At 69.7% G+C, this 24,488-nt stretch carries 19 protein-coding genes; 13 read left to right on the top strand and 6 right to left on the bottom strand.

Annotated features, from left to right (window positions below; genetic code table 11):
* The first annotated feature begins 319 nt into the window (after positions 1–319).
* The 9 genes from BW39_RS17405 (at position 320) to BW39_RS17365 (ending at position 13,391) form a co-directional block, all read left to right on the top strand.
* Positions 320–1,534, top strand: a complete 1,215-nt coding sequence (locus BW39_RS17405; RefSeq protein WP_043823298.1) for an efflux RND transporter periplasmic adaptor subunit — start codon at positions 320–322, stop codon at positions 1,532–1,534.
* 13 nt (positions 1,535–1,547) lie between these two features.
* Positions 1,548–4,742 carry an efflux RND transporter permease subunit gene (locus BW39_RS17400; RefSeq protein ID WP_043823296.1) on the top strand — a complete coding sequence of 1,065 codons (3,195 nt, stop codon included), beginning with the start codon at positions 1,548–1,550 and terminating at the stop codon, positions 4,740–4,742.
* On the top strand, positions 4,735–6,168 hold the full coding sequence (locus BW39_RS17395) for an efflux transporter outer membrane subunit (RefSeq protein WP_043823460.1): 1,434 nt from the start codon (positions 4,735–4,737) through the stop codon (positions 6,166–6,168). Before BW39_RS17400 ends, BW39_RS17395 begins: the two co-directional genes overlap by 8 nt.
* Positions 6,169–6,319: 151 nt before the next feature.
* The gene (locus BW39_RS17390; protein WP_013800060.1) at positions 6,320–7,474 is read left to right on the top strand and encodes an NAD(P)/FAD-dependent oxidoreductase; all 1,155 of its coding nucleotides are present in this window, start codon (positions 6,320–6,322) and stop codon (positions 7,472–7,474) included.
* A 61-nt stretch (positions 7,475–7,535) separates the two neighbouring features.
* Positions 7,536–8,621, top strand: a complete 1,086-nt coding sequence (locus BW39_RS17385) for a YkvI family membrane protein (RefSeq protein WP_034397643.1) — start codon at positions 7,536–7,538, stop codon at positions 8,619–8,621.
* Between the two features lie 53 nt (positions 8,622–8,674).
* A complete protein-coding gene (locus tag BW39_RS17380) occupies positions 8,675–9,358 on the top strand; it encodes a helix-turn-helix domain-containing protein (RefSeq protein WP_012202107.1) in 684 nt (227 codons plus the stop codon).
* Positions 9,359–9,591: 233 nt separating this feature from the next.
* On the top strand, positions 9,592–10,656 hold the full coding sequence (locus BW39_RS17375) for a homocysteine S-methyltransferase family protein (RefSeq protein ID WP_043823294.1): 1,065 nt from the start codon (positions 9,592–9,594) through the stop codon (positions 10,654–10,656).
* Between the two features lie 22 nt (positions 10,657–10,678).
* On the top strand, positions 10,679–12,073 hold the full coding sequence (locus BW39_RS17370) for a hypothetical protein (RefSeq protein WP_043823292.1): 1,395 nt from the start codon (positions 10,679–10,681) through the stop codon (positions 12,071–12,073).
* A gap of 319 nt (positions 12,074–12,392) precedes the next feature.
* Complete coding sequence (locus tag BW39_RS17365; protein ID WP_012202110.1) at positions 12,393–13,391, top strand: porin; 999 nt, start codon at positions 12,393–12,395, stop codon at positions 13,389–13,391.
* Here the strand turns inward: BW39_RS17365 and BW39_RS17360 are convergent, their stop codons facing one another.
* A complete protein-coding gene (locus BW39_RS17360) occupies positions 13,392–15,044 on the bottom strand; it encodes a methyl-accepting chemotaxis protein (protein ID WP_043823290.1) in 1,653 nt (550 codons plus the stop codon).
* A gap of 615 nt (positions 15,045–15,659) precedes the next feature.
* Complete coding sequence (locus BW39_RS17355; protein ID WP_043823287.1) at positions 15,660–16,961, bottom strand: CaiB/BaiF CoA transferase family protein; 1,302 nt, start codon at positions 16,959–16,961, stop codon at positions 15,660–15,662.
* A gap of 162 nt (positions 16,962–17,123) precedes the next feature.
* Here BW39_RS17355 and BW39_RS17350 point away from each other — a divergent pair, with 162 nt between their 5' ends.
* Positions 17,124–18,038 (top strand): LysR family transcriptional regulator, encoded by a 915-nt coding sequence (locus tag BW39_RS17350; protein ID WP_012202113.1) that lies wholly within the window; start codon positions 17,124–17,126, stop codon positions 18,036–18,038.
* 36 nt (positions 18,039–18,074) lie between these two features.
* On the opposite strand, the gene BW39_RS17345 is transcribed toward BW39_RS17350, so the two are convergent.
* Genes BW39_RS17345 through BW39_RS17330 form a run of 4 tightly spaced genes read right to left on the bottom strand, consistent with a single transcriptional unit; the run spans position 18,075 to position 21,307 of the window.
* Positions 18,075–18,503 carry a PaaI family thioesterase gene (locus tag BW39_RS17345; RefSeq protein ID WP_043823458.1) on the bottom strand — a complete coding sequence of 143 codons (429 nt, stop codon included), beginning with the start codon at positions 18,501–18,503 and terminating at the stop codon, positions 18,075–18,077.
* Between the two features lie 5 nt (positions 18,504–18,508).
* Entirely contained in the window at positions 18,509–19,666 is a 1,158-nt protein-coding gene (locus BW39_RS17340) for an acyl-CoA dehydrogenase family protein (protein WP_013800068.1), read from the bottom strand.
* A 28-nt stretch (positions 19,667–19,694) separates the two neighbouring features.
* On the bottom strand, positions 19,695–20,906 hold the full coding sequence (locus BW39_RS17335; protein WP_043823284.1) for a thiolase: 1,212 nt from the start codon (positions 20,904–20,906) through the stop codon (positions 19,695–19,697).
* Positions 20,903–21,307 carry a Zn-ribbon domain-containing OB-fold protein gene (locus tag BW39_RS17330; protein ID WP_016452202.1) on the bottom strand — a complete coding sequence of 135 codons (405 nt, stop codon included), beginning with the start codon at positions 21,305–21,307 and terminating at the stop codon, positions 20,903–20,905. Before BW39_RS17330 ends, BW39_RS17335 begins: the two co-directional genes overlap by 4 nt.
* 365 nt (positions 21,308–21,672) lie before the next feature.
* On the opposite strand from BW39_RS17330, the gene fmdA reads away from it, so the two are divergent.
* The 3 genes from fmdA (at position 21,673) to BW39_RS17315 (ending at position 24,448) form a co-directional block, all read left to right on the top strand.
* On the top strand, positions 21,673–22,905 hold the full coding sequence (gene fmdA / locus BW39_RS17325; protein WP_013800071.1) for a formamidase: 1,233 nt from the start codon (positions 21,673–21,675) through the stop codon (positions 22,903–22,905).
* Positions 22,906–22,922: 17 nt separating this feature from the next.
* Positions 22,923–23,276 (top strand): zinc ribbon domain-containing protein, encoded by a 354-nt coding sequence (locus tag BW39_RS17320; RefSeq protein WP_013800072.1) that lies wholly within the window; start codon positions 22,923–22,925, stop codon positions 23,274–23,276.
* Positions 23,277–23,422: 146 nt separating this feature from the next.
* Positions 23,423–24,448 (top strand): tripartite tricarboxylate transporter substrate binding protein, encoded by a 1,026-nt coding sequence (locus tag BW39_RS17315; RefSeq protein WP_043823283.1) that lies wholly within the window; start codon positions 23,423–23,425, stop codon positions 24,446–24,448.
* The last annotated feature ends 40 nt before the right edge of the window (positions 24,449–24,488 follow it).

Genomic DNA, 24,488 nt, shown 5'->3' with positions numbered 1-24,488 from the left:
AGTGGTGGCGTCCTGCAGGTGCGGCAACGCGCGTGTGTCCGTCTGTGCGCGCCTGTCCAGGTCTTCTCAGGTCGTTCCTGGTCAATTGCCGCTGCGCTTGTCCGATCCGGCCAGCAATGTCCCCGGCAAACCGTCCTCAATTTTCGTGGTGTCTTTGCGCGCGGATCTTGACTTCAAGTTCACTTGAACTTGAAGAATGCAACCCATTGTGAGCAACCGCCTGGAAGGCCTCCAGAGCCTGCGGTCCCGCCCCTTTTTCCGGCCCCGCCGCAGCCCCGGCAGCAGGGCCTTGCCCATCCCCCTCAAGGAGAGTCGATCCATGCCCGTTCTTCCCCCGCCGCCGTTGCGGCGTGCCCTGTTCGGAGGCGCCCTGGCGGCGCTGGCCCTGCTTGCCGGCTGCCGCCCGCAGGCCGTGGGCGATGCCCACGCCAGCGACGGCCCGCCGCCTGCGCCCGAGGTGCTGGTGAGCGAAGTCGTGCCGGCCAGCGTGCGTGTCTGGGACGAGTTCAACGGCCGCATCGATGCCGTGGAGTCGGTCCAACTGCGCCCGCGCGTGTCGGGCTATATCGAGCGCATTGCCTTCAGCGAGGGGCAGGAGGTGAAGAAGGGCCAGCTGCTGTTCGTGATCGACCAGCGGCCCTACCGCGCCGCCCTGGCCAGCGCCGAGGCCGAGCTGGAGCGTACGCGCGCAGGCGCCGCGCTGGCCCGCACCCAGGACCAGCGCGCCCGCCAGCTGGTGGCCGAGCATGCCGTCTCGCGCGAGGAGGCCGATACGCGCGCCGGCGCCCTGGCCCAGAGCGCCGCCCAGGTGCGTGCCGCCGAGGCCGCGCTGGCGGCAGCCCGGCTCAACCTGGATTTCACCGAGGTGCGCGCGCCGGTCTCCGGCCGCGCGGGCCGCGCCCTGCTCACCGTGGGCAACCTGGCCCAGGCCGACCAGAGCGTGCTGACCACCGTGGTTTCGCAGGACCCGGTGTATGTCTACTTCGATGCGGACGAGCACAGCTTCCTGCGGCAGCAGCAGGCCGCCAAGAACACCAAGGGGCGGCCCGGCGTGCAGCGGCCCGTGCGTGTGGGGCTGGCCGGCGACGAAGGCTTTCCGCATGCGGGCAGCCTGGACTTCACCGACAACCAGCTCAACGCGGGCACGGGCACGGTGCGCATGCGCGCCCGCCTGCCCAATCCCGACCGCCTGCTGACGCCGGGCCTGTTCGCGCGCGTGCAACTGCAAGACGCGCAGGGCGTGGGCGGCGAGCGGCAGACGCTGCTGATCGACGACAAGGCCGTGCTCACCGACCAGGACCGCAAGTACGTGTATGTGGTGGGCGAGGGCAACAAGGCCGAGCGCCGTGACCTGGAACTGGGCCGCATGGTCGATGGCCGGCGCGTGGTGGACAAGGGGCTGGCGGCGGGCGACCGCCTGGTGGTCGGCGGCCTGCAGCGCATCTACTACCCCGGCATGCCGATCAGCCCCAAGCCTGCGCCCGGCGATGGGCAGGCGGCGGTGGCCAAGGCGCCGGCCGTGGCCGCGCAGTGAACCGGGAAGCACCATGGACTTCTCCAAATTCTTCATAGACCGGCCGATCTTCGCGGTCGTGCTCTCCATCATCCTGTTCGCCGTGGGGCTGGTCGCGATTCCGCAGCTGCCCGTGGGCGAGTATCCCGAGGTCGTGCCGCCCAGCGTGGTGGTGCGCGCCACCTATCCGGGCGCCAATCCCAAGGAGGTCGCCGAGTCGGTGGCCGTGCCGCTGGAGGAGGCCATCAACGGCGTCGAAGGCCTGATGTACATGAAGTCGGTCGCGGCGTCCGACGGCAGCCTGCAGGTGGTCTCCACCTTCCGCCCCGACGTCGATCCCGACACGGCCGCCGTGCGCGTGCAAAACCGCGTCAGCCAGGCCCAGAGCCGTCTGCCCGAGGAGGTGCGCCAGTTCGGCGTGACCACGCAAAAGCAGTCGTCCACGCCGCTGATGTACGTGGGCCTGGTCTCCCAGAACGGCCAGCATGACGCGCTGTACCTGCGCAACTACGTCACGCTCAAGATCAAGGACGTGCTGGCGCGCATTCCGGGCATTGGCGACGTGGGCATCTACGGCGCGGGCGACTACGCCATGCGCGTGTGGCTGGACCCGGACAAGGTGGCCGCGCGCCAGCTCACGGCGCCCGAGGTGATTGCCGCCATCCGCGAGCAGAACATCCAGGTCTCGGCCGGGCAGTTGGGCGCGCAGCCCAGTCCGCAGAGCGCGGACAAGCTGCTGTCCATCAACGTGCGCGGGCGGCTGAAGACGCCCGAGGAATTCGGCAGCATCGTGCTCAAGGGCGGCGCGGACGGCCAGGTCGTGCGCCTGGCCGACGTGGCGCGCATCGAGCTGGGCGCCAGCGACTACACGCTGCGCTCGTGGAGCGACAAGAAGAACATGGCGGCCGTGGGCATCTTCCTGTCGCCCGGCGCCAATGCGCTGGGCGTGGCCGAGCAGGTCTACGCGGCCATGGACAAGCTCTCGCAGGACCTGCCCGAGGGCGTGGCCTTCGAGACGGTCTGGGACCCCACGGTCTTCGTGCGCGACTCCATCAAGGCGGTGCAGAGCACGCTGATCGAGGCCGTCATCCTCGTGGTGCTGGTGGTCATCGTCTTCCTGCAGACCTGGCGCGCCTCCATCATTCCGCTGCTGGCCGTGCCCGTGTCCATCGTCGGCACCTTCGCGGGGCTGTACCTGCTGGGCTACTCCATCAACACGCTGACCCTGTTCGGCCTGGTGCTGGCCATCGGCATCGTGGTGGACGACGCCATCGTCGTGGTGGAGAACGTGGAGCGCTACATCGAGGAAGGGCACACGCCCCTGGAGGCGGCCCACCTGGCGATGAAGGAGGTCTCGGGCCCCATCATCGCCATCGCCCTGGTGCTGTGCGCGGTCTTCGTGCCCATGGCCTTTCTCAGCGGCGTGACGGGTCAGTTCTACAAGCAGTTCGCCGTGACGATTGCCATCTCCACGGTGATCTCGGCCATCAACTCGCTGACGCTGTCGCCCGCGCTGGCGGCCAAGCTGCTGCAGCCGCGCGGCGCGCCGCGCGATCCGCTGGCGCGCGGGCTGGACCGCAGCCTGGGCTGGCTCTTCCGGCCCTTCAACCGCTTCTTCGACCGCAGCGCCCACGGCTACCAGAACTCGGTGGGGCATTCGCTGCGCCGCCGGGGCCTGGTGTTCGCGGTCTATGCGGCGCTGCTGGCGGGCACGGCCGTGCTGTTCCAGGCCGTGCCGGGCGGCTTCATCCCGCTGCAGGACAAGCTGTACCTGTTCGGCGGCGCCAAGCTGCCCGAAGGGGCTTCGCTGAACCGCACGGATGCGGTCACGCGCCAGATGGTCGATGCCGCCAAAAGCGTGGAAGGCGTGGACATGGTCGCCGCCTTCGCGGGCTTCAACGCGCTGCAGTCCACGACCACGCCCAACCTGACCAGCGCCTACATCATGCTCAAGCCCTTCGGCGAGCGCACGCGCAGCGCCGAGGCCATCAATGCCGAGCTGGGCGCCAAGTTCTCGCAGATCGAGGGCGGCTTCGCCTATGCGCTGATGCCCCCGCCCATCCAGGGCCTGGGCAACGGCTCGGGCTACTCGCTGTTCCTGCAGGACCGCGCGGGCCTGGGCTACGCGGCGCTGCAGCAGGCGCTGCAGGCCTTCCAGGCCGAGATCGCCAAAACGCCGGGCATGACCTACCCGGTCAGCAGCTACCAGTCCAACATCCCGCAGCTGGAAGTCAAAGTGGACCGCACCAAGGCCAAGGCCCAGGGCGTGGCGCTGACCGACCTGTTCCAGACGCTGCAGGCCTACCTGGGGTCGGTCTACGTCAACGACTTCAACGCCTTCGGCCGCGTCTGGCGCGTGATGCTGCAGGCCGACGCGGACCACCGCCAGACCGTGGAGGATATCGCCAGTCTGCGCACGCGCAATGCACGCGGCGAGATGGTGCCCATAGGCTCCATGGTCACCGTGGTGCCCAGCTTCGGCCCCGACCCGGTGCTGCGCTACAACGGCTTTCCAGCGGCCGATCTGATCGGCGACTCCGACCCGCGCGTGCTGTCCTCGGGCGAGGTGCTGGCCAAGCTCCAGGAGATCGCGCAGCGCACGCTGCCGCGCGGCATCGAGCTGGCCTGGACCGACCTGAGCTACCAGCAGGTGGAGCAGAGCAACGCCGCGGCCGTGGTCTTCGCCATTGCCGTGATGCTGGTCTTCCTGGTGCTGGCCGCGCTCTACGAGAGCTGGACGCTGCCGCTGGCCGTGATCCTCATCGTGCCCGTGTGCATCTGCGCGGCGCTGTTCGGCGTCTGGCTGGCCGGCGGCGACAACAACGTCTTCGTGCAGGTGGGGCTGGTGGTGCTGATGGGGCTGGCCTGCAAGAACGCCATCCTGATCGTGGAATTCGCACGCGAGCTGGAGCTGCGCGGCGTGGGCATCGTCGATGCCGCGCTGCAGGCCTGCCGCCTGCGGCTGCGCCCCATCGTCATGACCTCGATCGCCTTCATCGCCGGGGCCGTGCCCCTGCTCATCGGTGGCGGCGCGGGCAGCGAGGTGCGCGCGGCCACGGGCGTGACGGTGTTCTCGGGAATGCTGGGCGTGACCCTGTTCGGCCTGTTCCTCACGCCGGTGTTCTACGTCACGCTGCGCCGGCTTTCGGGCCGCGCGCTGACGGGGCATGCGCCTGCGCATTCCACCGGGCCTGCCCAGCCCGCCTCCCTGGAGTCCCCACATGCCTGAGATACGCAAGTCCCTGAGCCGCCACGCGCTGGCGCTGGCATCCGCCGCCCTGGTGGGCGGCTGCGCGGTCGGCCCCGACTTCAAGGCGCCTGCGGCGCCGCGGGCCGCAGCGCAGTTCGCGCGGGCCGAGCCTGCACCGGCCACCCCCCAGGCCGAGCCTGACGCCGCCTTCTGGCGCCAGTTCCAGGACCCGCAGCTGACGCAGCTGGTGGAGCGCGCGCTGGGCGACAACCAGGACCTGCAGGTGGCGCTGGCGCGGCTGGACGGTGCCCAGGCGCTGCTGCGCGAAAGCCGCTTCGACCAGCTGCCCACGGTCACGATGTCGGGCCGGGCCACGCAGCAAAAGCTCAGCGAGAGCGAGGCCTTCTATGGCCCGCGCAGCCAGCGCAGCTACACCGCCGGATTGGCCGCCAGCTGGGAGATCGACGTGTTCGGCCGCGTGCGGCGCAGCATCGAGGCGCGGCATGCCGACCTGCGCGCCGATGCGGCCGACCTGGCGGCCCTGCAGGTGGCCATTGCGGCCCAGGTGGCGGGCAGCTACGCCGACCTGCGCGGCTGGCAGCAGCGCCTGGCCTTGGCGCAGGCCAATGCGGCCAACCAGCAGGACACGCTGCGCCTGGTGCAGCTGCGCCTGGCGCACGGCAGCGGCACCGAGTTCGACCTGGCGCGCGCCCAGGCCCAGCTGGAGGCCACGCGCTCGCGCATTCCCGCGCTGCAGGCGCAGATCGCCATGGCGCAGCACCGGCTGGCCGTGCTCACGGGCCAGGTGCCCGAGGCGCTGATCGCCGCGCTGGATGTGCCTGCCGCCCTGCCGCAGCTGCCGCCGGCCATCGACCCCGGCACGCCGGCCGGCCTGCTGCGCCGGCGCCCGGACGTGGCCGTGGCCGAGGCACGGCTGCATGCGGCCACGGCACGCATCGGCGTGGCCACGGCCGACCTGTTCCCGCGCCTGTCGCTGGGCGGGCTGCTGGGCAGCACGGCGTTGCATGGCGGCGCGCTGTTCGAGGGTGCCAGCGCCCGCAGCAGCGTATTCCTGGGCGTGGACTGGTCCTTTCTTGACGTGGGGCGCGTGCGGGCGCGCATCGCGGCCAGCGAGGCCGGCGCCCAGGCTGCGCTGGCCCAGTACCAGCAGACCGTGCTGCTGGCGCTGGAGGACACGGAGAACGCCCTGGTGCGCCTGCAGCGCACGCGCAGCGAAGACGCCCACCTGGCGCAGGCCGCCGAGCAGCGCCAGCGTGCCGAGCAACTGGCGCAGCGCCGCTACCAGCTGGGCAGCGTGGGCCTGTACGAAGTGCTGGATGCGCAGCGCGACCTGTATGCCGCCCAGGACGCGGCCGCCGACAGCCGTGCGCGCGGCCTGCGCGCCGCCGTGGCGCTGTACCAGGCTCTGGCCGGTGGCTGGGACGGAAAGCTGCCGCCGGCCTGAGCGTGCGGCGCGCATTGCCACAAGGGACGGCCAGGCGCCGTCCCTTTTTTCTTGTCCGGCGCACCCGGTGAAAACCACGAGGACCAGGGGCTTGCCTCATTTTTTTCTTATCGGATAATTTTCTCATTGGAAAAAAATGGAGCGATGGATGATGGAAAGCCAGGTTCTGGATTTCGCCGTGATCGGTGGCGGCATGGCCGGTGCCTCGGTGGCCTGGCGGCTGGCCGGGGGCGGCGCCTCGGTAGTGGTGCTGGAACGCGAGCCGCAGCCCGGATACCACGCCACGGGCCGCTCGGCCGCCATGTTCATGGAGAGCTACGGCACCGCGCAGATACGCGCGCTGACACGCGCCAGCCGTGGCTTCTACAGCGCGCCGCCCGAAGGTTTTTGCGAGCACGCGCTGCTGCAGCCGCGCAGCGTGCTCTACATAGGAACGGCCGGCCAGGAACCCCAGCTGGACGAGGCCCTGGCCATGTACCGCCGCGACGGCCTGCGCGCCGAGCGCATCGACGCGCGCCAGGCCTGCGCCCTGGTGCCCTGCCTGCAGGAGAGCCTGCTCGTGGGCGCCGTGCATGACCTGGACGCCATGGACATCGACGTGGCCGAACTGCACCAGGGCTTTCTGCGCGGCATGGCGCGTGCCGGTGCGCGGCTGCGCTGCGGCGCCGAACTGTCGGGCGCCGAGCGTGAGGTGGATGGTGATGGCCAGGGCCTGTGGACCCTGGTGCTGCAGGACGGGTCGCAGGTCCGCGCCCGCGCCGTGGTCAATGCCGCAGGCGCCTGGGCCGATGCCGTGGCCCGGCTGTGCGGCGCGCGGCCGCTGGGCATCGAGCCCCGGCGCCGCTCGGCCTTCACCTTTGCCGCCCCCGAGGGCGAGGACATCCACGGCTGGCCTGCCGTGATCGGCGTGGACGAGAGCTTCTACTTCAAGCCCGATGCGGGCCAGCTGCTGGGCTCGCCCGCCAATGCCGATCCCGTGCCGCCGCATGATGTGGTGGCCGAGGAGCTGGACGTGGCCATGGGCATAGACCGTATCGAGACACTGACCCGCCTGCGCATACGCCGGCCGCGCCATGTCTGGGCCGGGCTGCGCAGCTTTGCGCCCGACGACGACTTCGTGATCGGCTGGGATGCGCAGCGCGAGGGCTTTTTCTGGCTGGCCGGGCAGGGCGGCTATGGCATACAGACGGCGGCCGGCGCCTCGGCCGCCGCGGCCGCGCTGCTGATGCGCGAGCCGCTGCCCGCCGAGCTGCTGGCCCAAGGCGTCGATGCCCTGCGGCTGAGTCCGGCGCGCTTCGCGGCCTGACCCGTCATCGCTTTTCCACCTTTTCGGCCCCCGCAACACACAACAATCCAAGGAGACAGGCATGGGTGCATTCAAGGAAGTGAGCAGGATTGCCGGCGCCTTCGTCGGCGTCATCGTCGGGGCGGGCTTCGCCTCGGGGCAGGAGATATTGCAGTTCTTCGCGGGCTTTGGCGCCATCGGCCTGGCAGGCTGCCTGGTGGCGGCCCTGGCCTTCGTCTTCCTGTCCATGGCGTTCTCCACCATGGGCCAGCGCCTGCAGGCCGGCTCGCACAAGGAGGTGGTGCAGGCCCTGCTGGGCCGGCATGTGGGCATGGTGTTCGATGTGCTGATCACCTTCTTCCTGTTTGCCATCACCGTGGTCATGCTGGCGGGCGCGGGCTCGCTGCTGCACCAGTGGCTGGGCCTGCCCGAGGTCTGGGGCAGCGTGCTGGCCACCGTTGCCACGGTGCTCATCGTCTGCCTGGACGTGGGCCGGGTGATCGCCTTCATCGGCGCCGTCACGCCGCTGCTGGTGTTCATGACCGTGGTGGTCGCCGGCTACGTGCTGGTGACTCCCCACGGCGACATGGCCGCGCTGGAGGCCGCCGCCGCCACCCAGCCCCGGGGCGCGGGCCACTGGCTGGTGGCGGCGCTGCTCTATGTCTCCTACAACGTGGTGGCGGGCATGCCCTTCCTGGTGATCATGGGCGGGCAGGCCAGCTCGCGCCGCGTGGCGCTGTGGGGCGGCGTGGCGGGCGGGCTGCTGCTGGGCCTGCTGATGCTGATGATCGCGGCCGCGATGTACTGGCGCATGGACACGCTGGGCGGCCTGTCCATGCCCATGCTGTCGCTGGCCACGCAGATCTCGCCCTGGCTGGGGCACCTGATGTCGCTGGTCATCTTCGGCATGATCCTCAACACGGCCGTGGGCATGCTCTATGCCTTCGTGGCCCGCATCCTGCCGGCCGGCACGCCGCGTTTTCGCTGGGGCACGGGCGTGGCGGGCGTGCTGGCCCTGGGCGGCAGCTTCGCGGGCTTCATCACGCTGGTGGGCATGGTCTACCCGGTCTATGGCTACATCGGCTTCGCCCTCATGGCCTGCGCGCTGGTGGGCTGGCTGCGCATGGGCCGCAGGCAGGCGCCCGGGGCCGGCCTGCGCGGCGCCTGACGGCCGGGCCTGACCCTAGAATCGGGCGGTCGCCAGCCCCGATCGCCCGCTTCATGCCCAGCCCCCGCACCAGATCCAGCCCCAGGTCCAGCCCCAGGTCCAGCACTCTCCCCACGCCAGACCAGGTCCTCGCCGCCGTGCTGCCGGGCGCCCGCACGGCCGCCGCCATGCCTGCGGGCAAGCACGAAGTGGGCGCCAAGCTGCGCAAGGCGCGCAAGGAGCGCGGCCTGACGCTGCAGCAGGTGGCCGAAAGCAGCGGGCTGGCCGTGTCCACCATCTCCAAGGCCGAGCGCGGCCAGATCGCGCTGAGTTACGAGAAGGTGCTCATGCTGGGCAACGCGCTGGACATCGACATGACACGGCTGTTCATGGTCGGGGACGCCCAGCAGGCGGCCGGCGATACGCCCACCGTGGTCAAGGACTGCTTCGAGGACGTGCAGCGCTACGAGACCGACCAGTACCTCTACAGCGTGCTGTGCGGCGCCTTCCCGGGCAAGAAGATGCAGCCCCTGGTGGCCGTGATCAATGCGCGCGAGGCCGGCGAATTCTCGGAGACCATCCGCCATGCGGGCCAGGAGTTCGTGATGGTGCTCTCCGGCCGGGTGCGCATCCTGTTCGAGAACGGCGAATCGGTGGAACTGGGCCGCCACGAGGCCGCATATTTCGACAGCGGCGTGGGCCATGTGTATGTGAGCCTGAGCCGCCAGCCGGCTCAAGTCGTCTCTGTCTGCACCTGAAATGGTTAGCACCCCCTGAGCGGCTGCGCCGCTTCCCCCTCTCTCGCTACGCGGGAGGGGGACGACACCCTCGGTGCGGGGCGGCGCGGCCGGCATAGGCCCTTCCTCGGTGTCTCTGGCGTGGGGGTGCGCTAGTTTCATAGGTCGCGCCTCTTGTTTGGGGCGGAGGCCGTTTTTCTGGGGGAATCCTCGTGCCCGGCACGGCCGCCCCGGAGTTCCTACAATCGCTGCCCATGAGCCTGCCCCAGTACACCCGCGCCAAAGAGCTTCCCGCCATCCTTGCCAAGCGCCTCGTCATTCTTGACGGCGCCATGGGCACCATGATCCAGCGCTTCAAGCTGGGAGAGGCCCAGTACCGGGGCCAGGGCTACACGGGCCCCGGCAGCGTGGGCGACCGCTTCAAGGACTTCCCGCATGACGTCAAGGGCAACAACGAGCTGCTGTCGCTCACCCGCCCCGACGTGATCCGCGATATCCACGACAAGTACCTGGCCGCCGGCGCCGACCTGATCGAGACCAACACCTTCGGCGCGACCACGATTGCGCAGGACGACTACCACATGGCCGATCTGGCGCGCGAGATGAATCTCAAGAGCGCCCAGCTGGCCCGCGCGGCCTGCGACAAGTACAGCACGCCCGGCCATCCGCGCTACGTGGCCGGCGCCCTGGGCCCCACGCCCAAGACGGCCAGCATCAGTCCCGACGTGAACGATCCGGGCGCGCGCAACGTGAATTTCGAGCAGCTGCGCCAGGCCTACCTGGAGCAGACGCTGGCGCTGATCGAGGGCGGCTCCGACGTCATCCTGGTCGAGACCATCTTCGACACGCTCAACGCCAAGGCCGCGCTGTTCGCGGTGGACGAGGCCTTCGAGCAAAGCGGCGAATGCCTGCCCATCATGATCAGCGGCACGGTGACCGATGCCTCGGGCCGCATCCTGTCCGGGCAGACGGTGACGGCCTTCTGGCACAGCGTGCGCCATGCCAACCCGCTGTCCATCGGCCTGAACTGCGCGCTGGGCGCGGCGCTGATGCGCCCCTACGTCCAGGAACTGAACAAGGCCGCGCCCGAGACCTTCATCAGCTGCTACCCCAACGCCGGCCTGCCCAATCCCATGAGCGACACGGGCTTCGACGAGACGCCCGAGGTCACCAGCCGCCTGGTGCACGAATTCGCGTCCGAAGGCCTGGTCAACATCGTGGGCGGCTGCTGCGGCACCACGCCGGACCACATCGGTGCCATCGCCAAGGCCGTGGGCAGCACGCCCACGCGCCGCCTGTTCTACCCGGAATCGGCCTGATGGCCCGGGCGGAGCCTCTGACATGAGTTCGCCGCTGCCGCCCGTCCCGTCCCCAGCCGCAGGGCTGCCGCTGCCAGTGGCGGCGCCTGTCTCCGGCCCGGCCACTGGTGCGCCGGTGGCGCCACAGGCGCCGTCCGCTGCGGTGGCGCCGGCTTCCCCCGCGTCACCCGCCTCACCCTCCATTCCCGTCACGCCGCCAGCGGCCACGGCCGTGCGCTGGTCGCCCGAGATGCTGCAAAGCCTGCGCCTGCAGGCCTTTGAGCAACTGGTGGCCCAGCTGGCGCGCCAGGTCCAGTCCAGCCCCGGCGCGCCCGCGCCGCAGTGGCCGGCCAGCGGCGTGTCCGAGGCGCTGGGCCGGCTGCTGGAGGCCTTGCTGGCCCAGGTAGGTACCCAGCAGGGCCAGGCCCTGCAGTTGCTCGCGGCCCAGCCCGGATCGGCCGCGTTGCTGCAGGCGCTGGCCGCCGGCACGACAGCTGGTACAGCGGCAGGTACAGCGCCGGCCGGAGGGCAAGCGCAGCCATCGCAGAGTCCGCAGACGGGGACATCAGCCTCTGCCCAGGCCGGCGCTGCGCCGCAGGCGGCGTCTTCCTCGCCTGCACTGCAGGCCGCAGCCTCCCTGCAGCCCTCTGCTGCCGCAGTGACGCTGGCCGTGGCAGCCGCCAAGGCCAAGGTGGTGGATGCGCTGCTGGCCGGATCGGGACTGGCACCGCAGGCCGGTGCCAGCGCGCCTGGAGGTGTTGCAGGCGGCGCCACCCAGACCCTGCCCGCGCTGCAAAGCTGGTGGGTGCAGCAGGGCACGCTGCTGACGCCCCAGGGCGAGCGCGGCTTCACGCTGAGCCTGCAGGTGCCCCAGGCCTGGGCCCAGGCGCAGGGCGCGGCCATGGCGCTGGCGGCCGCATCGGCTTCCGCGCCGGGTGCGGCCCCTTTCACGGCGGCGGCACTGCCTGCGGGCGCTGCGCTGCCCTTGGCGGGCGCGCAGGCCACGGAGCCGGGCCTGCGCCTGCCGCTGGATGCCTCGCTGCAATCGCTGGCCTCGGGGCCGGTGGCCGTGGTGGTGCAGCCGCGTGGCGCCGATGCGCTGCGCACCAGCGCCCTGCTGCTGCTGGAGCTGCAGCCGCTGCGCCAGCCGGGCGGCGCCATGGCGTCGCCGGCCGGCCTGGCCTCGGTGGCTTCGCTGTCGCCTGCGCTTGCGCAGGAGGTGCAGCAGATGCTGCAGCAGCGCAACGATCCCTGGCTGCACATGGCGGCGGCCCAGGCCTCGGGCGCCTTGCCGCGCGAGCGCCGCGCCTTCGAGCACCAGTCGCATTTCTGCACCACCGAAGGCTGCCAGTACGAGGGCCGCGCACCCTGCGCCCAGCCTTTTTGCAGCGAGATGAACCGTCTCTGGGACGTGTCGCGCACCGAGCGCAGCCGCTGACGACCTGGCCCCGGCCCGGGGCCGCCACGCTACGAAACTGACCGGGCCTGACGGTGGCGTGGTCATCGCCGGCCCCAGCTTTCATAATGCCGGCTGTCGTTCGCCATCTGCGCGGATGACGTCTTTGGCCGGGATGTGCAATGAATGTGCAGCGATCATGCTGCGATCTGCATCCTGGCTGCCTCCAAGTCGCTGCAAGCCACCAGCCCGCCGCGCACCTTCCAGCCACCTCTGTCGTGGCAACCCCCGTCGCCGTTTGCGCATGCCCCCGGGCCGCGCCGGTGTTGTGCCATCTTTCATTTCCAGGAACCCGTTCAGGATGCGTTGTACCTCCCGCTTGACCCTTGCTTCTCTCGCCGTTGCGGCTGCCCTGCCGGTGGCTGCCCAGTCATCTGCCACAGGCTCCAACGTCACCATCAGCGGTTATCTCGACGCTGGCGTGTTCCGGGATTTCGACAAGACCAGCAAGCTGGGCACGATTCAGCGCAGCAACCTGGCGATTGCCGGTTTCGAGGACCTGGGCGGAGGCCTGAAGGCCACCTTCCGGCTGAGCACGCGTTTCGACCTGGACACGGGCCTGACCGAGGACTATCCGAAGAAGCCCTTCTGGCATGACGAGTCCACCGTGGGCCTGCAGGGCAGCTGGGGCCATCTGCGCCTGGGCCGCGCGCTCAGCGCCATGTGGAGCCAGGAGTGGCAGTTCGATCCCTGGGGCAACTTCAACCGCATCGCCTCGCCGGCCTGGCACATGGCCCACTACCTGACGCCGACCGACCGCGCCAGCAACAACGGCTCGCCCGAGTACGGCCGCATGTCCAACGGCGTGTTCTACGACTCGCCCAAGTTCGGCGGATTTTCGCTGCACCTGAGCGCCTCGCCCGAGCGCACCGAGGCGCCGGGCCGCCAGGGCCGTGCGCGCTCGGTGTCGGTCAACTACGACCAGGGCGCGGTGGCGGCCATGCTGGCGCACGAGCGCAACGGCAGCGGCGACACCGACCTGTACATGGGCGGCAAGTACCGCATCGGCACGGCAGCGGTGATGCTGGCCTATGACCGCAGCAAGTCGGGCACGCCCGGCACGGGTCCCGACAAGTCGCGCATGGTCTCGCTGGGCGCCACCTACGGCATCGGGGCGACCACGCTCAAGGCCAGCTATGCACGCCAGCGCCTGGACCGCGATACCAACAACATGCTGTCGCTGGGCGCCGAGTACGCGCTGTCCAAGCGCACCATGCTCTACACCAGCCTGGGACACCAGCGCTACGAGAACCAGAGCTCGCGCACGGCCTTCGGCGTGGGCATGGCCCATTCCTTCTGATCAATGCGCTTCCCAGCGGCCTGACTGGGCAGCGCTGGTGATCCTGGCCAGGCCTGGAGCCGGAATGGGCTGAGGGGTGGCGGGCAGGGCGGTGAGTTCCAGGCCTTGCTCCAGCTTGAAGACGCTCACGGCCTGCTGCAGGCCATAGGCCTGCTCCTGCAGGGACTGGGCGGCGGCGGCGGCTTCCTCGACCAGGGCGGCGTTCTGCTGGGTGACCTGGTCCATCTGCGAGATGGCCTGGTTGATCTGCTCCAGACCCGCCGTCTGCTCGACGCTGGCGGCCGTGATCTCTCCCATGATGTCGGTCACGTTGCGCACGCTGCTGACGATGTTCTGCATGGTCTGCCCGGCCTGCGCCACCAGGGCCGATCCGGTGCTGACCTTGCCGTTGGAGTCCTCGATGAGCAGCTTGATCTCCTTGGCCGCATCGGCGCAGCGCCGCGCCAGGGCGCGCACTTCGGCCGCAACCACGGCAAACCCACGGCCCTGCTCGCCCGCGCGGGCCGCTTCCACGGCCGCGTTGAGCGCGAGGATGTTGGTCTGAAAGGCGATGGCGTCGATCACGCCGATGATGTCGGCGATCTTGCGCGAGGAGGCATGGATGGCGCCCATGGTGTCCACCACCTGGGAGACCACCTCGCCGCCTTGCTGGGCGACGGCCGAGGCCGAAGCCGCCAGCTGGTTGGCCTGGCGCGCGTTGTCGGTGTTCTGACGCACCGTGACGGTGAGCTGCTCCATGGAGGCAGCGGTTTCTTCCAGCGAGCTGGCCTGGTGCTCGGTGCGCACCGAAAGATCGTTGTTGCCCGAGGCGATCTGGCTGGAGGCCGTGGCGATCGAGTCCGTGCCACTGCGCACCTGCCGGACGATGTGGATGAGGCTCTGGTCCATGCGGTGCAGTGCGTGCAGCAGCTGGCCTGTTTCGTCGGTGGTGGTGGCCTGGATGCGGCGCGTCAGGTCGCCTTCGGCCACGGCCTGGGCCACGCCCAGGGCCTCGTTCAGCGGACGCGCCACGATGCGCGCCAGCGTGAGCGCCAGGGCCAGCCCCAGCAAAATGCTGGCTCCCAGCAGGCCGACCACCCAGATGCGTGCGCTGCGGTAGAGGGCATTGGCGTGGTCGTTGGCCTGCTGTCCGCCTTCATGATCGATCTGCACCATGCGGTCGATCTGGTCATACAGGCGCCGGCTCAGCTCCAGCGATTCGCCCTGGGCCAGCACCAGGGCTTCGTCCTTGCGGCCATTGCGCGCCAGGGCCATGACCATGGCGTGCTCCTTGGCGTACTCGTTGCGCAGCCGGCCCAGTTCGTCGTAGGCGGCCTTCTCCGGCGCGGAGCTGATGAAGCTGGCGTAGTTGTCGTAGCTGGTCTGGGTCTTCTTCCACAGCTCGCCCATGATCCTGTCGAAGGCACCGATGTCCTGCTCGCTGGTGGATATCAGGTACTGCAGCTCGTTGACGCGGTAGCGGGCCGTGGTGGCGCGGATGTCGAGCAACATGCGTGATGAAGGCATCCAGCGCGTGGCGATATCGATGGACGCCTGGTTGATCCGGCTGAGCTGCAGCACGGCATAGAGGCCCACGAAGGTGGTCAGCGCCAGGACGGCCACGAAGGCCAGCAGCAGCTTGGAGGAGATCTTGAGATTGCGAAAGGCTTGCATGGCGAAGTCCTGTAGGCGTGTCCCTTGAACGGCAAGGGGAAAAAAGGCGTGCAGCAGGGCGCACCTTGCCTGCCGCGCAGAGCAAGGTGGAACGGGTATCAGCGAAAGAGAAAACGAGGGCCGCAGTGCCCGCTCAGGGTGGGAACCAGCCCGAGGTCCTGCAGATGCGGCCCTTGATGCGGGGCCTCATGGCGCAGGCCCTGTCCGTGCGCCTGCGCTGCGGCGGGCGCTTCGCGGGCATGGCGCAGCAGCGGGGAAGATGCAGAGGATTGCGAACCATCCGCCTGCACCGTTTGGCAAGCGGGTACCCGCTGCGGCCAGGCGTTCGGCGGCGGCTGCCGCGCGCTGGGGGCGGGCATTGCGGGTAGTTGTCCTAGGGACTTCGGACAGGGAAAAAGTGGCTATCTGCATCTGTGGTGGGAATTATTTCCGCACCGTCTGAGGATGAGGATGCCCGCCATCTGATTTTGGATAGGACGTGTCCTAAAAGCCGTTTGCAGGCCCGCAGCCAAGCCATCCGCGTCCGCGGATGGCCGGCTTCAAGGCCTCGGAAACTTCAGCGCATCAAGGCGACCGGCGTCTGTCGCCAGTCGCCAGTCGCCAGTCGCCAGTCGCTCAGACCACGCCCTTGCCGCGCAGGGCCTGCAGCTGCTGCGCATCCAGGCCCAGGCGTTCGCGCAGCACCTCGTCCGTGTGCTGGCCCAGGGCCGGCGGCGCATGGCGCAGCGTGGTGGGCGTGTCCGACAGGCGCAGCGGGCTGGCCGTGGTCACCACGCGGTTGATGGTCTCGCCCGCAGGCGGCGTGGCGCCCGGATAGCGCTCCTGCTCCACGCGCAGGCCGCGCGCCTGCACCTGGGCATCGTCGAAGGCCTGGCCGATGTGGTTGATGGGGCCGCAGGGCACGGCCTTGTCCTCCAGCAGCGCGATCCACTCGGCCGTGGGCCGGCCGCGCGTGAGTTCGGCCATCAGCGGGATCAGCGCATCGCGGTGGATGACGCGGCCGGCATTGGTGGCAAAGCGCTCGTCACGCGCCCAGTCCACGCCGGCGGCCCCGCAAAAGCGCGCGAACTGGCCGTCGTTGCCGATGGCCAGCAGCATGCGGCCGTCGGCCGTGGGGAAGTCCTGGTAGGGCACGACGCTGGGGTGGGTGTTGCCCTGGCGGCCCGGCACATGGCCGGTGTTCAGGAAGCCCGCGCCCTGGTTGGCCAGCACGGCCATGGCCACGTCCAGCAAGGCCATGTCGATGTGCTGGCCCCGCCCCGTGTGGTGGCGTGCCTCCACGGCGCCCAGGATGGCCGTGGTCGCATACATGCCGGTGAACAGGTCGATCACGGCCACGCCCACGCGCAGCGGGCCGCCGCCGGGCTCGCTGTCGGCGCGGCCCGTGATGCTCATGAGGCCGCTCATGGCCTGCACCAGCAGGTCGTAGCCGGCGCGCGGCGCATAGGGCCCGGTCTGGCCGAAGCCCGTGACCGAGCAATAGATCAGGCGCGGGTTCAGCGCGCTCAGCGAGGCGTAGTCCAGGCCGTAGCGCTTGAGGCCTCCGGTCTTGAAGTTCTCCACCACCACATCGCTTTGCATGGCCAGCTCGCGGATCAGCTGCTGGCCCTCGGCCGTGGCCATGTCCACGGTGACCGATCGCTTGTTGCGGTTGCAGGCCGCGAAGTACACGGCGTTGTCCGAGGGGTTGCCTTGCGCATCGGGAAAGAAGGGCGGGCCCCAGTGGCGCGTGTCGTCGCCCTCGCCGGGCTTTTCGATCTTGATCACGTCGGCCCCCATGTCGGCCAGGTTCTGGGTGCACCAGGGGCCGGCCAGCACGCGCGAGAGGTCGAGCACGCGCAGATGGCCCAGCGCTCCTGCGGTCTGGGTGGCCGTGTTGTGGATGGGGCTGGGGGAGGGGGTTTCTGTGTGGTTCATGGGCTGAGGCGGCTATCCCGGGCAGATGGGCCCATGCTACGGCGCGCGGGCCTGCTGCGGCTTCGCATTTGTGAAAGCGCGCGTTCGCGCACGGGCTGGCACTGCGGTTTGTACTGACGCGCGCGGCTCAGTGCCGGAGCCTGCGGCTTTCTACAATGCCGGATGGCCATGCATTTCGATCTTGTGGATCTGCGCCTTATGGTGCACATCGCCGACGCCAACAGCATGACGCGTGGCGCGGAACTTTCCTTCATCTCCCTGCCGGCGGCCAGCACCCGCATCAAGAACCTGGAGGAGAGCATCGGCACCAAGCTGCTGTACCGCACCAGCCAGGGCGTGACGCTGACGCCGCCGGGCCAGGCCTTCGTCACCCATGCGCGCATGGTGCTGGGCCAGATCGAGCACCTGCGCGGCGACATGCAGGAGTACGTGCGCGGCATCAAGGGCCATGTGCGGGTGTTTGCCAACACCACCTCGCTGGGCGAGTTCCTGCCGCCCGTGCTGCGCCACTACCTGCGCCGCAATCCCGACGTGAACATCGACCTGCGCGAGCGCCTGTCGCACGACATCGTGCGTGCGGTGACCGAGGGGCAGACCGACATCGGCATCGTCGCCGGCCTGGTGCGCACCGAGAACCTGGAGACCCTGCCCTACCGCCGCGACCGCCTGGTGCTGGTCGTGCCGCGCGGCCATGCGCTCGATGGCGAGATGCAGATGGCCTTTGCCGACACGCTGGACCTGGACCATGTGGGCCTGCACGAATCCAGCGCCATCCACGCCTTCCTGCGCCAGGCCAGCGACCAGCTGCACCGGCCCATCAAGCAGCGCATCCAGGTGGGCAACTTCGAGACGGCCTGCCGCATGATCGAGTCCGGCGTGGGCGTGGGCGTGCTGCCCGAATCGGCCGCCAGCCGCCATGCGCATTCCATGGACATCGCCATCGTGCCGCTGTCCGATGCCTGGTCGGTGCGCGAGATGCAGATCTGCGTGCGCAGCCTGGAGGCCCTGCCGTCCTTCGCCCAGGAGCTGGTGGAGCTGCTGGTGGCCGACGCACAGGGCCGGCTCACGCTGGAATAGCCGCCGGCCAACGGCAACCCGCCGACCGCCGCCCGTTCAGTCGGCCTGGGTCGTGTCCCGGTCCAGCGTGGTCGGTGCCAGCCAGTATTTGAAGGTGCCGGTGGCCGTGGCCACCAGCTTTCCGTCTTCATCGAGCAACTGCGCCGCGCAGCTGCACAGGCTGCGGCTGGCGTGCACCACCCAGCCTTCGGCCAGCAGCGCGCCCTTGCCCGGGCGGTGGAAGCGGCTGCTCATCTCCACCGTCACGGCGGTCTGCGATGGCGCACCGGGCAGCTCGCCGGCGGCGCGCGACATCACGGAGTCCAGCAGCGTCATGAGCACGCCGCCGTGCGCGGCGGGCAGCTGGTTGAGCAGTTCCTCGCGCATGTGGGGCAGGCGCACATGGACCTTGCCGGGCGGCGCGGGCACCTGCGAGGCGCCGATCAGCCGCATGAAGGCATTGCGGTCGGGGGCCGGTGCGCTCATGCGGCTCATGCGGCGCGCGCCTCGCGCACCATGTTGCGCGCGATGATGACCTGCTGGATCTGGGTCGTGCCTTCGTACAGGCGGAACAGCCGCACGTCGCGGTAGAAGCGCTCGATGCCGAACTCGGCCAGGTAGCCCGAGCCGCCCAGGATCTGCACGGCGCGGTCAGCCACGCGGCCCACCATCTCGGTGGCGAACATCTTGCAGCACGAGGCCTCGGTGGAGACGTTGCGGCCCTCGTCGCGGCGGCGCGCTGCGTCGATCACCATGCACTCGGCCGCGTACAGCTCGGCCTGGCTGTCGGCCAGCATGGCCTGCACCAGCTGGAACTCGCAGATGGGCTGGCCGAACTGCTTGCGCTCCAGCGCATAGTTCAGCGCGTCGCGCAGGATGCGCTGCGCCACGCCCACGCTCACGGCCGCGATGTGGATGCGGCCCTTGTCCAGCACCTTCATGGCGGTCTTGAAGCCCTGGCCTTCCTTCAGGCCGATGAGGTTGGCCGCCGGCACGCGCACGTTGTCGAAGAACACGTCGCAGGTGTGCGCGCCCTTCTGGCCCATCTTCACGTCGTTCTTGCCGAAGCTGATGCCCGGCGACTTCGCATCCACGATGAAGGCCGAGACGCCGCCCGCGCCCTTGTTGGCCGGGTCGGTGCGCGCCATCAGCGTGAACATGCCCGCATGCGGCGCATTGGTGATGAAGCGCTTGTTGCCGTTGACCACGTAGTGGTCCCCATCCCTGATGGCGGTGGTGCGCAGCGAGGCCGCGTCCGATCCCGCCTCGGGCTCGGTCAGCGCGAACGAGGCCATGATCTCGCCCGTGGCCAGCTTGGGCAGCCAGGCCGCCTGCTGCTCGGGCGTGCCGTCGATGAGGATGCCCTGCGAGCCTATGCCCACGGTCGTGCCGATCACCGAGCGGAAGGCCGGCGCGGTCTGGCACAGCTCGAAGAGCACGCGCACCTCTTCCTCCATGGTCAGCTCCAGCCCGCCGAACTGCTCGGGGATGGTCATGCCGAACAGGCCCAGGTTGCGCATCTCCTGCACGATGGACTCGGGAATCTCGTCGGTCTCGGCCACTTCGTTCTCGGCGGGCACCAGGCGCTCGCGCACAAAGCGGCGCACGCTGTCCAGCAGGGCTTCGAGGGTTTCTTGGTCGCGGATCATTGCGGTGTTCTTTCTTCTCTCTACGGAATCAAAGCGCCTCGGCCGTACCCAGCACAGCCGTGGACTGGCTGGAAAGGGTGCCGCCATTGCCATGGACCACGGCCGTGCGGTGGCGTCCCAGCTGGCGCTGGCCGGCCTCGCCGCGCAGCTGGCGCACGGCCTCAATCAGCGCAAAGATGCCGTACATGCCCGGGTGCACGCAGGACAGGCCGCCGCCGTTGGTGTTGACGGCCAGCCGCCCGCCGGGCGCGATACCGCCCTTGGACACGAAGGCGCCGCCCTCGCCCTTGGCGCAAAAGCCCAGGTCCTCCAGGAACAGCAGGGTGTTGATGGTGAAGGCGTCGTAGACCTGGGCCATGTCCATGTCGGCAGCGGTGAGCCCCGCCATGGCAAAGGCCTGGGCGCCCGACTGCGCGGCGGCCGTGGTGGTCAGGTCGGGCATGCAGGAGATCTGGCGGTTCCAGATGGCCGTGGCATTGCCCAGCACGTAGACGGGGGGGCGCGGCAGGTCGCGGGCACGCTCGCCGCGTACCAGCACGATGGCGCCCGCGCCGTCCGTCACCAGGCAGCAGTCGCGCACGCTCAAGGGGCTGGCGATGGGGCGGGCCGAGAGCACGTCCTCGATGGTCAGCGGGTCGCGCATGAAGGCTTCGGGGTTGAGCTGGGCCCAGGCACGCGCGGCCACGGCCACCTCGGCCAGTTGCTCGCGCGTGGTGCCGAACTCGTGCATGTGGCGCGCGGCCGCCAGCGCATAGGCGGTCACGGGCAGCACGGGCTCGTAGGGGAACTCGTAGGGCTGCGGGTCCAGGAATCGCCGCGCCGCCTGGCCTTCCTTGCGGCCGAAGGTGGCCGAGCGCTGGGCGCTGCCGTAGCACACCAGCACGGCCTTGCACTGGCCGGCCTCCAGCGCTCGGATGGCGGGCAGCAGATGGGCGATGAAGCTGCTGCCGCCGATCATCGTGCCGTCCACGTAGGTGGGGTTGATGCCCAGGTGCTCGATCACGGGCATGGTCCACATGCTGGCGTTGACGCTGCAGGTGGCCAGGCCGTCGATGTCCTGCATGGTCAGGCCCGCATCGGCCACGGCCGCATGGGCGGCGCGCACCAGCAGGGTCATGTCGTCCATGCCGGGCGCCTCGCCACAGCCATAGGTGGCGGCGCCGGCAATGGCCACGCACCCGCGCAGCGGGCGGTTCACGGCGGCGGCGTCCAGGGTGGATTGGGGGATGCGGGTACTCATGCTGCACCTCCCTGCGATCCCTGTGCCGCCTGTCCGAGCGCGGGCTGGAACAGCACCAGGCCGCGTCCGTCCTTGCTCGCCACATGGGCGCTCACGCGCTGGCCTATGCGCACGTCGGCCGGCGCAATGCCTTCGACGCGGCCCATCATGCGCACGCCTTCGTCCAGGTCGATCAGGGCCACGTTGTAGTCGCCACCGGCATCGCTCTTGCGCGCGACGGTGCTGGTGGAGTAGACCGTGCCCTGGCCGCTGGCGCGCACCCAGCGCAGCGGGCTGGCGCCGCAGTGCGGGCACAGCTCGCGCGGGGTGAAGACATGGCGCGTGCATTGCGGGCACTGCTGTATGCAGAAGCGGCCGGCATCGAGTTCGGCCTGGTAGTGGGTCTGTGCGCTCAGGTGCATGGGCGGTGTCTCCGTTCTCGGTGTTCTTGGCGCTGCACCCGGCACGCGGGCGCAGCGGCTGTCCGCCAGCATGCCCGCATCGCGGGGCCGCTTCAATTCGCCAATCTGGAAGGGTGGCTTCACCAGTGCCGGCGCCCGGCTGTCAACCCAGGGTTGCTGCCTAGGCGGGCCGGCGGGCACGGCTGCTATGGTGTTTATGCATTCCCGGCCTTTTCTTCATACCCGCCCTGCGCCGCCTGCCGGCGCACCGAGGGCGCGCCGCTGCTTTGGCATTAGCGTGGCGCCACAGGAAGGCCGGCAATGGCGCGCCGCACCCCGGCCCGTTCTCCGCTGTCGATCCCCACCCACCCAGGAGGTTTTTGCACATGACGGATACGCTGATCAAGGTGGACCTGAACCGCCCGCCCACCGACAACGAAAGAGTCCACAACCGCTGGCACCCGGACATTCCCATGGCCTGCTGGGTCCAGCCCGGCGACGACTTCATCCTGGAGACCTACGACTGGACCGGCGGCTTCATCAAGAACAACGACAGCGCCGACGATGTGCGCGACATCGACCTGACCACGGTGCACTACCTGTCCGGCCCCGTGGGCGTGAAGGGCGCCCAGCCCGGCGACCTGCTGGTGGTGGACCTGCTGGACATCGGCGCCAAGCCCGACAGCCTCTGGGGCTTCAACGGCTTTTTCTCCAAAAACAATGGCGGCGGCTTCCTGACCGACCATTTCCCCTCGGCCCAGAAATCGATCTGGGACTTCAAGGGCATGTTCACCAGCTCGCGCCATATCCCGGGCGTGAACTTCCCCGGCCTCATCCATCCCGGCCTCATCGGCTGCCTGCCCGACCGGCCCATGCTGGAGATGTGGAACGAGCGCGAGCGCGCCCTGATCGCCACCGACCCCGAGCGCGTGCCCGGACTGGCCAACCCGCCGTCGGCCGGCACGGCCCACATGGGCCAGATGCGCGGCGAGGCCCGCGACAAGGCCGCCGCCGAAGGCGCGCGCACCGTGCCGCCGCGCGAGCATGGCGGCAACTGCGACATCAAGGATCTGTCGCGCGGCGCCAAGGTGTTCTTTCCGGTCTATGTGGACGGCGCGGGCCTGAGCGTGGGCGACCTGCACTTCAGCCAGGGCGATGGCGAGATCACCTTCTGCGGCGCCATCGAGATGGCCGGCTGGGTGCACATGAAGGTCAGCCTCATCAAGGGCGGCATGGCCAAGTACGGCATCAAGAACCCCATCTTCAAGCCCAGCCCCATCACGCCGCGCTATGACGACTACCTGATCTTCGAGGGCATCTCGGTGGACGAGAGCGGCAGGCAGCACTACCTGGATGTCAACGTGGCCTACCGCCAGGCCTGCCTGAACGCCATCGAATACCTGAAGAAATTCGGCTACAGCGGCGCCCAGGCGTATTCCATCCTGGGCACGGCGCCCGTGCAGGGCCATATCAGCGGCGTGGTGGACGTGCCCAACTCCTGCGCCACGCTGTGGCTGCCCACGGGCATCTTCGACTTCGACATCAACCCCAACGCGGCGGGGCCGGTCGTCCAGTTCGACGGCAGCATCGACATGCCCCTGTCCCCCGACCTGCGCTGACGCCAAGGAGTCCGCCCATGCCCACCTACGACTATGACTGCGTGCAATGCGGCGGCTTCGAGGCCCTGCGGCCGCTGCGCCTGCGCGACGAGCCTGCGGCCTGCCCCGGCTGCGGCACGGCTGCTGCGCGCGTGCTGGCCGCCGCGCCCCGGCTGGCGCTGATGGCCGACGGCACGCGCCGCGCCATGGACACCAACGAGCGAGCGCGCCACGAGCCCGCCAGCTCGCGCGACTATGACCATGGCTATGCGCGCTTCAAGCACCCGGCAGGCTGCGGCTGCTGCGGATCGGGGCGGCGCAGCGCCACGGTGACGGCACCCAACGGCGCAAAGTCCGCGCCCTCGCGGCGGCCCTGGATGATCAGCCACTAGGCTGCATCGGAGTGGACCGCTTCCCAGGGTTTCCACCGCTTGGGAGCCCTGGAAGCGCGCCTTCCACATTCGCGAAACACGGCGCAGGCCGGCTTGCCCAGAATGGGCCGCGCGGCAAGCCGCCGCCCGTTGCCCGGAGTTTCGCCATGCCCCCGTCTTCCCTCCCATCCTCTCGCCCGTCTTCCTTTTCGTCGCAGCGCCGCCGCCTGCTGTCCGCCGGCGGCGCGCTGGCTGCCAGCAGCCTGTTTCCCGCAGCCCGGGTGGCCCATGCGGCCGATGCCTGGCCCACGCGGCCCGTGCGCTTCATCGTGCCCTTTCCGCCCGGCGGTCCCGTGGACACCACGGCGCGCGCCTTCACCCAGAAGCTGGGCGAGATCTGGCAGCAGCCCAACCTGGTGGACAACCGCGCGGGCGCCGGCGGCATGGTGGGCGCGGCCCTCGCAGCCAAGGAGCCTGCCGACGGCTATACGCTGTTCGTGGGCTCCATCCACCATGCGGTGAACCCGGCGCTGCAGCCGAAGATGACCTACGACATAGAGCGCGACTTCGCGCCCGTGAGCTTTGCGGCCATGTTCCCGGTCTTCCTGGTGGCCCATCCCTCGGTGCCCGCCAGCAATGTGCGCGAGCTGATCGCGCTGGCCAAGTCCGGCAACGGCCTGAGCTTCGGCTCCTCGGGCAATGGCGGCGGCACGCACCTGGCCGGCGAGCTGTTCAACATGCATGCAGGCATCAAGCTGCAGCACATTCCCTACAAGGGCAGCGCGCCGGCCATGAACGACCTGCTGGGCGGCCAGGTGCAGCTGATGTTTGCCGATGCGCCCAGCGCGCTGCAGCACATCAAGTCCGGCCGCATCAAGGTGCTGGGCGTGGCCAGCCGCCAGCGTTCGGCCATGCTGCCCGAGGTGCCCACCATTGCCGAGTCGGGCCTGCCCGAGTACGAGGCCTATTCCTGGGCCGCGCTGTTTGCGCCGGCCCGCACGCCGCCCGCCGTGCTGGCGCGCATCAACGCCGACTTCAACACCGCGCTGCGCGATGCCGCCGTGCGCCAGCGCCTGCTGACGGCGGGCGCCGAGGCCGACCCCGGCACCCAGCAGCAGATGCGCGAGCGCCTGAGCAGCGAGCTGCGCAAATGGGCCCAGGTGGTCAAGGTGGCCGGCATCCAGGCGGACTGAGCGCGGCGGCGGGCCGGAGTCGGGGCAAACCCGGCTTCGC

It is taken from the genome of Delftia sp. RIT313 (assembly GCF_000632165.1).
Classification (GTDB): domain Bacteria; phylum Pseudomonadota; class Gammaproteobacteria; order Burkholderiales; family Burkholderiaceae_C; genus Comamonas; species Comamonas acidovorans.
This window is presented reverse-complemented; position numbering and strand designations above follow the sequence as displayed.